This window comes from Mycobacterium lentiflavum, assembly GCF_022374895.2.
Taxonomy (GTDB): domain Bacteria; phylum Actinomycetota; class Actinomycetes; order Mycobacteriales; family Mycobacteriaceae; genus Mycobacterium; species Mycobacterium lentiflavum.
Genome location: NZ_CP092423.2, coordinates 5,381,225 through 5,394,103 on the forward strand (window position 1 = coordinate 5,381,225; position 12,879 = coordinate 5,394,103).

A 12,879-nucleotide genomic window follows, 5' to 3' on the forward strand; every position below is an offset into this window, starting at 1 on the left:
GAGACCGTTGTGCTCACAGCGCGCGCGGGGTGGGAGTTTAGTTACGCTTGAACCCGCGAGTCGCACTTACGCAGGAGGTTGCCCGCCGTGGCTGATGCACCCAAGACCGAAGGCCCGGCATCGGCGGTCAAGGGAATCGCCGAGGAGTTGGCCGCCGCCGGATTCGACAACGCCCGCCAGGTCGGCAAGGGCGGCGCGGGGGTGGTCTACCGCTGTCACGAGACGGCGTTGGGCCGCAAGGTCGCAATCAAAGTGATGCCGGCGAGTTTCGATGAGGAGAGCCGCGAACGCTTTCTGCGTGAGGGCTATGCGATGGGCGGGCTCTCGGGGCACCCGAACATCCTGAACATTTTGCGGGTCGGGATCACCTCGAGTGGCCAGCCCTACATTGTGATGCCCTACTGCGCCGAGGATTCCCTGGCGGTGCGGCTGCGCCGCGAGGGTCGCATCCCGTGGCCGGAGGCCATGCGCATCGGGGTGAAGTTGAGTGGTGCATTGGAAACCGCCCACCGGACCGGCATTTTGCACCGCGACATCAAGCCCGCGAACGTACTCGTCAACGATTACGGTGAACCGCAATTGGCCGACTTCGGGATCGCTCACATCCAGGGCGGGTACGAAACGACGAGCGGGTTCTTCTCCGGCACAATCGACTACACACCGCCGGAGTCGTTAGCGGGCAATCCCGCGACGGTCGCCTCCGACGTATATTCACTCGGCGCCACGATTTATACGCTGATCGCCGGCACCGCCCCCTACGAGCGCCTGGCGAGCGAAGACCTCGTCGCTCAGTACCTGCGGATCAGCACCACCTCGTTCCCCGATTTGCGCGCCAATGGAGTGCCCGACTCGGTCTGCGCGGCAATCGAAAGCGCGATGGCGGTGGACCCCGCGGACCGGCCCGCATCCGCGGCGGAACTGGGCCGCGAGTTCCAGGCCGCCCAGCGCAGCAACGGCTTGCCCGCCGACGCGATGGCGATCACCGACTCCGGTCGTTACTCGATACGTGCGGCGGCCGTGGAGATCTCCCAATTGGGGGGGCCCGAATCCGGCAACGACGGCGCGCAACCACCGTCCGCGGCCCCGGCCACCCTGGTCCGGGAATCCGTGATCCAGCGCGAGTTTTCGGACGCGAAACCGGCCCTGCGCGCCGTCTACGACGCCGAGGTGAAGCCGGAGATTGCGCAGGCGCACCAAGACGGTGGTCAAGACGGTGGTGGTGGGGCCCCGCCGGACGACGATTCGTCCGGTCCCGCCGGACCGCCCGGCGGAAAGCCTCCGCTGTCGGCGCGGGCGGCGGGGTGGTTCTCGGAGCCGGGAAAGAAGCGCAGCCGCATCGGATTAAGCGTCGGCGCCGCTGTCATGGTCGCTGTGCTGATCGCCGGAGTCGGCTATGCCGCGCTGCCGTCCGGCGGGGCCAATCACACGAGTGCCCCGGGTGCATCGCAGCCCTCGGCGCACCCCGCGCGCCAGGCTATTCAGTGGACGCCGATATCGGATGCGCGGGTGGCCCGCTACGCGGTGGCGACGACGCAAGTCGACGGCACCATTTGGGTTTTCGGCGGAATCAGAAGCGACGGCACCGTCACCGCGCGGCACGAGGGTTATGACCCGGCCATCGACGAATGGAAACGCGGCGATGATCTGCCGGTCGCGGTTTCGCACGCGATGGCGGTCACCTGGCAGGGCAACCCGGTGGTGCTAGGCGGCTGGACCAATTCAGACGGTAAAAACGTTGCGGCCGACCAGGTTTGGCGGGTCGTCAACGGTCACTGGGTCGAGCTCCCGCACTTGCTGCAGCCCAGGGCGGCGGCCGCGGCAGCGGTGGTGGGAGACCGCATCGTGGTCACGGGAGGTGTCGACGCGAACGGCGCCCTGCTGAGCACCACCGAAGTGTTCGACGGCAATGCGTGGACGCTGGGCGCGCCGCTGCCCACGCCTCGACAACTGCTGGCCGCGGCCTCCGATGGAAAGCAGGTGTACGCCGTCGGCGGAACGAATGGGGCCGACCTGGCGACGGTCGAGGCGTATGACCTGGGCACCAAATCGTGGACGTCGTTGCCCGCGTTGCCAAAAGCCCGTAGCGAGCTGGGCGCGACGGTTGCGGACGGAAGCCTGGTGGCCCTTGGCGGCGTCTCGTCGGGCCAGGTCCTCAAGAGCGTTTCCGTCTACGATCTGACGACCAGAACCTGGTCCGGCCTGCCGGATATGGCGACCGCACGACACAGCATGGCGCTCGCCTCGGTGGAGCGGTCGGTCTATGCGATCGGCGGATCGACGACGGTCGGGGATCAGCAAGCGATCACGTCGGCCGAGATGCTCAAACTGCCGCCCCGCAAGACTCAGCCGGCACCGCCGTGGCGTCCACTCCCCGACGCTCCGACTCCCCGGCTGATGATGGCGTCGGCTGTGCTCAACAACAAGATCTGGATCATCGGGGGCCTGCGCAACGGCGTTGCGCTGCAAACGGTTGAGAGCTACGAGCCACGCACCGGAATCTGGGAACCCGGGCCTGCGTTGCCGATTGCGCTGCACCACGCTGCGGCGGCGGCGTACCGCGGCGAGGTCGTCGTGCTCGGCGGCACAGGTGACAACATCGCCGACGGGTCCAACAAGGTATTCGCTCTGCGCGGCGGCAACTGGGTAGAGCTACCGTCGCTGCGGCATGGCCGGGCGGCGCCGGCCGCGGCGGTCGTCGGAGACAAACTGGTGGTCGTCGGCGGGCAGAACGGCAAGCAGTTGGTCGGCCAAACCGAGGTCTTCGACGGCACTTCGTGGAAGGACGCCGCCGACCTGCCGACCCCCCGCGAACATCTGGCCGCGGTATCGGACGACAGCTACGTCTACGCGCTTGGCGGCAGGTTGCTTTCCCCCGACCAGAACTCCGGGGCCTTGGAGCGGTTCGACGTGGGGTCGGGAACATGGGCGAAGTTGGTCGGTATGCCGACACCGCGCGGCAGCTTCGGTGCCACCTACATCGACGGCCGCATCGTCGCACTCGGCGGCGAAGAGCCGTCGGCGGTGCTCAATGTCGGCGAGATGTACGACATCGCCACCGGGAAGTGGACGACGCTGCCGCCGATGCCCACCCCGCGCCACGCCGAGGTGGTGGCCACGGTCGGCAACACCGTCTACGTAATCGGCGGTGCGAACCGCCCCGCGCATGAGGGTCCCGTCGCGACCGTCGAAGCGCTCGATTTCAGCTAGTGCCGCTGTTCAGGAGCCTTTGCTGATGGTATCCCGGGTTCGGCCACAGCACGTCGGGGGCCATGGCGGATTTCCGCCGATTGATCGTGCTCGAACCATGTCCCCGAACAGGCACCTAGCGATACTCTTGAGCTCGCGAATCGACATTCGCGGGGAAGTTGAGCGCCAAGAATATGGGTGATGGGTCCCCCAAAGACGCACCGCCGCCCAGCGGCATCATCGCGGAATTGTCCGACTCTGGATTCGAGGACGCACGCCAAGTCGCCAGAGGCGGCGCTGGAGTCATCTACTGCGCCTACGAGACAGCGCTGGGCCGCAACGTGGCGATCAAAGTGCTGCCGTCGCATATAGACGACGAGAGCCGCGAGCGTTTCTTGCGCGAAGGTTATGCGATGGGCGGACTCTCGGGACATCCGAACATCGTCAACATCCTGCGGGTCGGTGTGACCGACAGCGGACGGCCCTACATCGTGATGCCGTACATGTCCTCGGATTCCCTGGCGGTCCGGTTGCGCCGCGAAGGTCCGACCGCCTGGCCCGAGGCACTGCGAATCGCCGTAAAGCTTTGCGGCGCACTGGAAACCGCACACCGGAGCGGCACCTTGCACCGCGACATCAAGCCCGCCAACGTGCTGGTCAGCGACTACGGCGAGCCGCTGCTGAGTGACTTCGGGATCGCTCACATCGAGGGTGGTTACGAAACGGCGACCGGGTTCTTCTCGGGCACAATTGACTACACCGCACCGGAGGTCATGACCGGCAAGCCGGCCACCGTAGCCTCCGACATCTACTCGCTGGGCGCCACCATCTATGCGCTGATCGCCGGGGCGGCCGCGCATGAACGCAAGAACGACGAGGACCTCGTCGCGCAGTACCTGCGCATCAGCACGACCCGGATTCCCGACATGCGTCCGGAAGGAATCCCGGAAGCCGTGTGCGCGGCGATCGAACATGCGATGGCGATCGATCCGGCGGAACGGCCCGCGTCCGCCGCGGAGTTCGGCCGCGAACTGCAGGCCGCCCAGAAACTCTGTGGTCTACGACCTGACTCGATGGCAATTACCAACGCCGGAGCCGAATCGGGCCGCACCCCGAACACGCAGACGGGCGCGCAGACGTCGATTGCCTCTACCGACGCGATCGCGTCCGCTCCGGACGGTACGACGTCGACCGTTCCCGGCGCGGTCCCCCCGGCCGCGGACCCGGGCGCTACCCGGGCGATCGGCGACGTCGTCGGGGGCGCTTCACCGCCTCTGCAGCCGGCGCCTCCCGATTCGCGCGAGTTCTCCGAAGCGGCAAGCATCCTGCGGGGCGCCTCGGCCGCGGAAACCCAAGCATTGCTTGGAGCTTCGGCGAGCGGTGGCTCCGGAATGGGCCCGCCGAGCGGTCCCGGGCAATCGGTGGCGTCCGGTTCGGTCCCGCCCTCGTGGCGCAAACCGTTGTTGGTCAAGGTGCGGGACTGGTTCTCCGAGCCCGGTAAGGGGCGCAACCGCGTTGCGATGGTCGCCGGCGCCGCCGTCGTCGTCGTGTTGTTGGTGATCGGCGGTTTGTTCTTCCTGACGCCCGACAAAAAGAATCAGCAGCCGGTCGCAAGCCAGCCGACCACGCAAGCCCCGGTCGTTTGGAAGCCGATCACCAACGATCGCGTGTCGCGCGTTGAGACTGCGACGACGCAGGTCGACGGGACCATCTGGGTATTCGGCGGGATCCGGAGCGACGGCGCGGTCTCGGCACTGCAAGAAGGCTACGACCCCGTCATCGACAGCTGGAAAGGCGGCGACGATCTACCCGTCGCCGTGCAGGACGCGATGGCCGTCAACTGGCAGGGTAACCCGGTCGTACTCGGCGGCTTCAAAACCGTCGGCGGCAAAAGCGTTGCGACGGATCAGGTTTGGCGAGTCGTCAACAGTCGCTGGGTGGAGCTCCCCCGGCTGCTGCAGCCCCGCGCGGGAGCGGCGGCCGCGGTCGTGGGCGACCGCCTGGTCGTCACGGGCGGTGTGGACGCCAACGGCGCACTGCTGAACACCACCGAGGTCTTCGACGGCACGTCCTGGACCCTCGGCGCCCCGATACCGACCCCGCGCCAACAGCTGGCTGCGGCCTCGGACGGCAAGCTCGTCTACACAGTGGGTGGCACCACCGGGGACTCCGACCAGGTCAACGTCGAGGCGTACGACCCGGTCGCCAAGACCTGGACGACCTTGCCCCCACTCCCCCAGGCGCGCAGCGACCTCGGCGTCGTCATCACCGACGGACGGCTGGTGGCCGTCGGAGGGGTGTCCGGCGGGCAGGTCCTCAAGAGCGTTTCGGTGTTCGATCTGATGAGCAAAACGTGGTCCGGCCTCCCCGACATGTCGACCCCGCGGCACGGCATGGCGGTCGCAGCGGTCGAGAAGTCCGTATACGCGATCGGCGGGTCTAGCACCATCGGCGATAGCCAGCCGATCTCGACGGCGGAAGTGCTGAAGCTGCCGGCCCGCAAGATTCAGCCTGCCGCGCAATGGCGTTCGCTGCCGGACGCGCCGACCGCCCGGCTGATGATGGCGTGGGCGGTGCTCAACGACAAGATTTGGATCATGGGCGGCCTACGCAACGGGGTTGCCCTACAAACGGTCGAGAGTTACACCCCGAAAACCGGCGCCTGGGAAACCGGGCCGCCGCTGCCCATCCCGCTGCACCACGCCGCCGCCGCGACCTACCGCGGCGAGGTGGTCGTGCTCGGCGGTGCGAGCGACAACATCGCCGACGGCTCCAACAAGGTGTTCGCGCTGCGCGGCGGCAACTGGGTGGAGCTACCGCCGCTGACGCACGCTCGCGCGGCGCCGGCCGCGGCGGTGGTCGGCGACAAACTCGTCGCCGTCGGCGGGCAGAACGCCAAGCAGCTCGTCCCGCAGACCGAGGTGTTCGACGGCAGCTCGTGGAAGGATGCCGCCGATATGCCTACCCCGCGCGAGCACCTCGCCGCGGTCTCCGATGGCAGCTACCTGTACGCCATCGGCGGGCGGTTCCTGTCCTCGGACAAGAACTCCGCGGCCCTCGAGCGGTTCGACCCGCAATCCGGTCAATGGACCAAGTTGGTGGGTATGCCGACGCCGCGCGGCAGCTACGGCGCGACGTACATCGACGGCCGGATTCTGGCGGTCGGCGGCGAAGAGCCGACCCGGGTGCTCAATGTCGTCGAGATGTACGACATCTCCGAAGGGAAGTGGAGTACGTTGCCGCCGATGCCGACGCCACGGCACGCCGAGGTGGTGGCCACGGTGGGCAACACGGTCTATGTCATCGGTGGCGCGAACCGGCCTACGCATGAGGGCCCGATCGCGACGGTCGAGGCCCTGGACTTCATGTAGCGGATTTCTGCTGCGGCGCCTGGCGCGCAATGTTCCGGTCTCTTGCGCCCAAAGGTCCCGACGCGAAGCGGCGCTTTCCGGTCTTGTTTGATATATGTCGAATATGGGGATCCGCTAATTCGGATCGGCCCGGTGGCCCGCCCCCTCAACGGGCCACCGGGAACCCATCACCGCGATGCTCTCTGAGATGCCCCACAACGGCGGCATCGAAACCATTTACCGGCCCGGCCATCCGCACCGTTTGTTGTTTTATTCGTGTGCAATATGGGGATTCGTCCCAAGGGCCTCCAAAAGGCCTCCAAAGGGCCTCCAAAGGCCAAAGCGCCAACAACACCCACCTTGGAAAACGGAGCCCATCATGAGTACCAGCACGATGTGGATTGTGGTCGCAGTAGTGGCGATCTTGCTGATCGCCGCGCTGTTCGTGGTGATCAACAAGAGCCGAAACCGCCACCGCAGGCGCCAGGCCGAAGCGATTCGCGAGCAGGCAAGAGTCGAGTCAGCCAAGGTCGAGCGTCGAGAAGCACTCGCCCAGGAGACAGCGGCGAAGGCACGGGCGGCGCAGGCCGAGGCCGAGGTAAAGGCGGCCGAAGCCGCACGGCTGCAGGAGCGGGCCGCCCAACATCGCAGCGACGCGGCGGCATCACGTGATCAACTTCAGGAACAGTTCGACCGCGCCGACAGCATCGACCCGAAGGCCGGTCGCAAGGACCGCGACGAGGCAGAGCCCGTCCGGGACCGCGACGAGGCATGGCCTGCCGAGTCGCCGGATGCTGTGACGGACGCGGAAGCCGTCAAGCACGAGACCTATCGGGGCACGCGCGGCTGACCCTCGGCAAGCTACAGCCAGGTGTCCTGCGTCGTCGTGGTGAGGAAAGCTTCCAGGTCGTCGCGCCACTGGGCGGGCGTCGTCTTGTCCGGCTCGATCCCGGTGTATTCGCCGCGGTAGAACAGCAGCGGCCGCGGCTTGATCTTGGGCGCCTCGGAGACCGCTTCAGCCAGCGACTGCACCGCGCCGAACACCACGAAGTGATCGCCGCCATCGTGCACGGATGCCACTGTGCAGTCGATATGGGCAAGTGATCCGTCGATAATCGGCGATCCGAGTTCGGAGGGATGCCAGTCGATTCCGGCGAACTTGTCGGGTTCTTTGGATCCGAACTGGGCCGAGACGTGTTTCTGACTCTCGGTCAGCATGTTGACGCAGAAGCGGCCGCTGGCCTCGATGGCTTGCCACGACCGCGACACCTTGGTCGGGCAGAACAGCACCAGCGGCGGGTCCAGCGACAGCGCCGCGAAGGACTGGCAGGCGAAGCCGATTGGAACGTCGTCGTGCACGGTGGTGATGATCGTGATCCCGGTGCAGAACTGACCCAGCACGTTGCGGAACGTGCGCGGGTCGAGCGGCGCGGCGGTCATGGTGGGCCTCGAAGTCAACCCTTGAAACCGATGCTGAAGTCGTGGCCCCACAGGCTGATCGCGGTGCTCTCCCGGGCGACCCAATCGTTGTCTTCGACTTGTCTTCCCTCGCAACCGAATTCGACATCGAATCCGCTGGGTGTCTTCATGTAGAAAGACAGCATCAGGTCGTTGACGTGGCGGCCCAGCGTGGCCGACATGGGCACCTTCTTGCGCAGCGCCCGGTCCAGGCAGAGCCCGACGTCGTCGGAGTTCTCCACCTCGACCATCAAGTGCACGATGCCGCTGGGGGTCTCGCCGGGCATGAAGGCCAGACTGTGGTGCCGAGGGTTGCAACCCAGGAAGCGCAGCCAGGCCGGCGGGCCGTCGGCGGGCCGGCCGACCACCTGCGGCGGCAGCCGCATCGAGTCACGCAACTTGAAATCCAGCACGTCGCGGTAGAAGTGCAACGTCTCTTCGTCGTCACGAGTGGTCAAGACCACGTGGCCCAATCCCTGCTCCTCGGTGACGAACTTGTGCCCGTACGGGCTGACCACGCGGCGGTGCTCGAGCGCCGCGCCGTGAAAGACCTCCAGGCAGTTACCCGACGGGTCGGAGAACCGGATCATCTCGTCGACCCGGCGGTCGGCCAGTTCGGCGGCGGTGGCCTCCTTGTAGGGCGTGCCCTCGACGTCGAGCCGGTTGCGGATCTCTTGCAGCCCTGCGGCATTGGCGCATTCCCAGCCGGCTTCGATGAGCCGGTCTCGCTCGCCCGGCACGATCACCAGGCGCGCCGGAAAATCGTCCATCCGCAGATAAAGCGCACCTTCGGTGCTGCCCTTGCCCTCGACCATGCCGAGGACCTTCAAGCCGTATTCACGCCAGGCCGCCATGTCGGTGGCCTCGATGCGCAGGTAACCCAGAGAACGGATGCTCATCACGCACCTCCCAGGAAATCGATGGTGAGCTTGTTGAACTCGTCGAACTTCTCCACCTGTGCCCAGTGCCCACATTGCCCGAAAACGTGTAGCTGTGCACGCGGGATGGTCTTCAGCGCGACCAGTGCGCCGTCAAGCGGGTTGACCCGGTCCTCGCGGCCCCAGATCAGTAGCACCGGCTGGCGCAACCTGTGCACCTCTCGCCACATCATGCCGAGCTCGAAATCGGCTCCGGCGAAAGACATTCCCATCGCCCTCGTAGCCGTCAGCGATTCGGGCGTGCTGGCCAACTCGAAACGCTGCTCGACCAATTCGGGGGTGATCAGTTTCTGGTCGTAGACCATCACCCGCAGAAAGGCCTCGAGATTCTCCCGGGTGGGCTCCGCGGAGAACTTGCCCAGCCGCTTGACGCCCTCGGTCGGGTCGGGCGCGAACAAGTTCACGCTCACACCGCCGGGGCCCATCAGCACCAGGCGCCCGGCCCTGTCCGGGTAGTCCAGCGCGAACCGGACCGCGGTGCCACCGCCCAGCGAATTGCCCACCAGCGGAACACGTCCCAGACCAAGCTGGTCGAAGAGCCCCTTGAGCGCGCGCGCCGCGTAGTGGTTGAACTGCCCGTGTTCGGCGCGTTTGTCGGAGTGGCCGTAGCCAGGCTGGTCGACGGCCAGCACATGAAATTGCTTGGCCAGCACCGGGATGTTGCGCGAGAAGTTTGTCCAACTCGCTGCGCCCGGACCACCGCCGTGCAGCAGCACGATGGTCCGGCCGTTCCCTTTAAAGGACGAACCCGCCTCGTGGTAGTGCAGCTTCAGCGGCCCGTCCACGTCTACCTCCGCGAAGCGCGAGGTGGACTCGAACGTCAATTCCTCGGTAGCGGTCACAGTGCGCCGCTCCTCCTCATCGCAAGCGGGAGGTGCCCCCACATCGCTTTTGCGCTCTGCATCGTCGCGGCACGCACCGATTAGACCATGGTGTCGCCGGGCGGCAACCCGAACTCGTTGTTCCCGAAGATCTGGTAGGCCCGCTCGGGATCGTTGGCCGCGTGCACCCGACCGGCGTGCGCGTCTCGCCAGAACCGTTGCACCGGTTGGTCATTGCCCAGTGCGGTGGCGCCGGACGCCTCGAACAGCCGATCGATCGAGGCGATCGCCCGCCCGGTGGCACGGACCTGGTCGCGGCGCGCGCGGGCGCGCAGCTCGAACGGGATCTCCTTGCCGGCCGACAACAGCGCGTACTCGTCGGCGACGTTTCCGCTGAGCTGACGCCACGCGGCGTCGATGTCACTGGCCGCCTCGGCGATACGCACCTTGGCGAACGGATCGTCCTTGGCCTTCTCGCCGGCGAACGCCGCGCGCACCCGCTTGCCCTGGTGCTCGACGTGTGCGTCGTACGCGCCGTAGGCCATCCCGACGATCGGAGCCGAAATGGTGGTGGGATGCATTGTGCCCCAAGGCATCTTGTAAACAGGTGCGGTGTTGGTCTGATACCCGCCCGCGGTGCCGTCGTTCATGGCCTTGTAGGACAGGAACCGGTGCCGCGGCACGAAGACGTCCTTGACGACGACGGTGTTACTGCCGGTGCCGCGCAGGCCGACGACATGCCATACGTCGTCGATGCGGTACTCGCTGCGCGGGATCAGGAAGCTGCCGAAGTCGACGGGCCGACCGTCCTTGATGACGGGACCGCCCAGGAATGCCCAGGTGGCGTGGTCACAGCCCGACGACCAGTTCCACGACCCGTTGACCAGGTAGCCGCCGTCGGTCACCACGCCAGCGCCCATCGGCGCATACGACGACGAGACCCGGGTCTTGGGGTCCTCGCCCCAGACCTCCTCCTGGGCATGCTGGTCGAACAGCGCCAGGTGCCAGTTGTGCACGCCGATGATCGAGCTCACCCAGCCGGTGGAGCCACACGCGCTGGCCAGCCGCCGCACGGCCTCGTAGAACAGCGCCGGGTCGCATTGCAGACCTCCCCATTGTTCGGGCTGCAGCAGCGTGAAAAAGCCGACCTCGTCGAGTTCGGCAACGGTCTCATCGGGCAGCCGGCGCAGGTCCTCTGTCGCCTGAGCGCGCTCACGGATGTTCGGAAGCAGATCGTCGATCCCCGCTAGGACCGCCTGCGCATCACGCTGTTGAATAGACGTCACTTGGGTTTGCCTCCTGGGCCAGACTTACTCAGTGGACTTACACAGCAGACTAGAACATGTTCTGATTTGTGTCGAGCAGGGTATTCCTGCACCTGGTAGCGATATGAATCGGGTTTTCTGTAACATGTTCTAGTTGTCATGAAAGGGAGGGCGGGTCTTGACGGAAGCTGATCTGGACCAAGCACCCGACGAGCCGCTCGGCGCCCACGTCCTTGAACTGCAGATCGCCGAGGTCGTCGCCGAGACCGACGACGCGCGCTCGCTGGTGTTCGCGGTACCCGACGCGTCGGGCGACCCGGAAATCCCGCCGGAGCGGCTGCGCTACGCGCCTGGCCAGTTCCTGACGTTGCGGGTGCCCAGCGACCGTACCGGCTCGGTGGCGCGCTGCTACTCGCTGTGCAGCTCGCCGTTCACCGATGACGCGCTCACGGTCACCGTGAAAAGGACCGCGAACGGATACGCGTCCAACTGGCTGTGCGACAACGCCCGCCAAGGCATGCGGATCCACGTGCTGGCCCCGTCGGGCAACTTCGTCCCCAAGACGCTCGACCAGGATTTCCTACTGCTGGCCGCCGGCAGCGGGATCACTCCGATCATGTCGATCTGCAAGTCGGCGTTGTCCGAGGGCAGCGGCCAGGTGACACTGGTCTACGCCAACCGCGACGAAAGCTCGGTGATCTTCGCCGATGCGTTGCGTGAACTGGCCGCCAAGTATCCCGACCGACTCACGGTGCTGCACTGGCTGGAATCGCTGCAGGGCCTGCCCGGCGCCGCGGCGCTCGCGAAGCTGGCCACGCCGTTCACCGACCGGCACGCCTTCATCTGCGGGCCGGGCCCGTTCATGGAGGCCGCTCGTCAGGCCCTGGAGACTCTGGAAGTGCCCGCGCCACAGGTACATATCGAGGTGTTCAAGTCGCTGGATTCCGATCCGTTCGCCGCCGTGACGATCGAGGACACCGACGAGGGCGATCAGCCGCCGGCCACCGCGGTGGTGGAACTGGACGGTGAAACCCACACCGTGTCGTGGCCGCGCAGCGCCAAACTGCTCGACGTGCTGCTTGCCAAGGGCCTCGACGCGCCGTTCTCCTGCCGGGAAGGCCACTGCGGGGCATGCGCCTGCACCTTGCGCAGCGGCAAAGTCAACATGGAGGTCAACGACGTGCTCGAGCAGCAGGACCTCGACGATGGGCTAATTTTGGCCTGTCAATCTCACCCGGAATCTGATTCGGTAGAAGTCACTTACGACGAGTAGTCGCGGAGTCAGGTTTCGCTCGAGGGGTTCGACCGGAAGGAATCGCCGATGCGATCGGTAACGGGGTTGGCAGCCGTCGGACTGATGTTGACTTTTCTGCCGGCTCCCGCGGCCGGGGCGGCGAGCAACACGGCGACCACGCTGTTCCCGCTGGACGGGCCGAACCAGCTGGAGACGCACATGTTCCTCAACTGCTTCAAGTCCGACGGCCACTGCGACTTCGTCGCCGGCGCCGACACCCGCACCCCCGACGGCGGCGTGATCGGCTTCCCGCCCGGCCTGTGGGCGCGCCAGACCACCGAGATCCGATCGAACAACCGGATGGCCTACCTGGACGCGCACGCCAACGGGCAGTACGAGCGGGTGATGAAATCGATGGGGACCGACGAGATCACCACGGTCTACTTCGGCGAAGGCCCGCCGGACAAATATCAGACGACCGGGCGCATCGACTCCACCGATTGGGGCACCGGCCAACCCAAGACGGATGAGAACGTCATCACCTGCACTCACGTTCAGGTGGTCTACAGCGGAGTCAACATCACCTCGCCCAGCACCTGCGCGGTCACGACGTTCTCGTAGGCCGGG

General features: G+C 66.3%; 9 protein-coding genes. 5 read left to right on the top strand and 4 right to left on the bottom strand.

What is annotated here, in order from left to right; genetic code table 11:
- Positions 1-87 precede the first annotated feature (87 nt).
- From MJO58_RS25120 to MJO58_RS25130, 3 genes are all read left to right on the top strand, one after another.
- Entirely contained in the window at positions 88-3,207 is a 3,120-nt protein-coding gene (locus MJO58_RS25120; protein WP_239721339.1) for a serine/threonine-protein kinase, read from the top strand.
- A gap of 173 nt (positions 3,208-3,380) precedes the next feature.
- On the top strand, positions 3,381-6,557 hold the full coding sequence (locus MJO58_RS25125) for a serine/threonine-protein kinase (protein WP_239721340.1): 3,177 nt from the start codon (positions 3,381-3,383) through the stop codon (positions 6,555-6,557).
- Between the two features lie 394 nt (positions 6,558-6,951).
- Positions 6,952-7,386, top strand: coding sequence for a hypothetical protein (locus MJO58_RS25130; protein ID WP_239721341.1), 435 nt, complete (start codon positions 6,952-6,954; stop codon positions 7,384-7,386).
- An 11-nt stretch (positions 7,387-7,397) separates the two neighbouring features.
- Here the strand turns inward: MJO58_RS25130 and hsaB are convergent, their stop codons facing one another.
- The 4 genes from hsaB to hsaA form a co-directional block, all read right to left on the bottom strand.
- On the bottom strand, positions 7,398-7,976 hold the full coding sequence (gene hsaB / locus MJO58_RS25135) for a 3-hydroxy-9,10-secoandrosta-1,3,5(10)-triene-9,17-dione monooxygenase reductase subunit (RefSeq protein WP_090607260.1): 579 nt from the start codon (positions 7,974-7,976) through the stop codon (positions 7,398-7,400).
- A gap of 14 nt (positions 7,977-7,990) precedes the next feature.
- On the bottom strand, positions 7,991-8,893 hold the full coding sequence (gene hsaC, locus MJO58_RS25140; RefSeq protein WP_090607262.1) for an iron-dependent extradiol dioxygenase HsaC: 903 nt from the start codon (positions 8,891-8,893) through the stop codon (positions 7,991-7,993).
- Entirely contained in the window at positions 8,893-9,774 is an 882-nt protein-coding gene (gene hsaD, locus MJO58_RS25145) for a 4,5:9,10-diseco-3-hydroxy-5,9,17-trioxoandrosta-1(10),2-diene-4-oate hydrolase (protein WP_239721342.1), read from the bottom strand. Before hsaD ends, hsaC begins: the two co-directional genes overlap by 1 nt.
- 80 nt (positions 9,775-9,854) lie before the next feature.
- Entirely contained in the window at positions 9,855-11,039 is a 1,185-nt protein-coding gene (gene hsaA, locus MJO58_RS25150; RefSeq protein ID WP_090607267.1) for a 3-hydroxy-9,10-secoandrosta-1,3,5(10)-triene-9,17-dione monooxygenase oxygenase subunit, read from the bottom strand.
- A gap of 157 nt (positions 11,040-11,196) precedes the next feature.
- On the opposite strand from hsaA, the gene MJO58_RS25155 reads away from it, so the two are divergent.
- On the top strand, positions 11,197-12,291 hold the full coding sequence (locus tag MJO58_RS25155; RefSeq protein ID WP_239721343.1) for a ferredoxin--NADP reductase: 1,095 nt from the start codon (positions 11,197-11,199) through the stop codon (positions 12,289-12,291).
- A gap of 48 nt (positions 12,292-12,339) precedes the next feature.
- Positions 12,340-12,873 (top strand): hypothetical protein, encoded by a 534-nt coding sequence (locus MJO58_RS25160; RefSeq protein ID WP_090607272.1) that lies wholly within the window; start codon positions 12,340-12,342, stop codon positions 12,871-12,873.
- The last annotated feature ends 6 nt before the right edge of the window (positions 12,874-12,879 follow it).

Coding starts and splice junctions, on each gene's coding strand:
- MJO58_RS25125 (WP_239721340.1), top strand. CDS start 3,381: ATGGGTGATGGGTCCCCCAAAGACGCACCGCCGCCCAGCGGCATCATC.
- hsaB (WP_090607260.1), bottom strand. CDS start 7,976: ATGACCGCCGCGCCGCTCGACCCGCGCACGTTCCGCAACGTGCTGGGT.
- hsaC (WP_090607262.1), bottom strand. CDS start 8,893: ATGAGCATCCGTTCTCTGGGTTACCTGCGCATCGAGGCCACCGACATG.
- MJO58_RS25160 (WP_090607272.1), top strand. CDS start 12,340: ATGCGATCGGTAACGGGGTTGGCAGCCGTCGGACTGATGTTGACTTTT.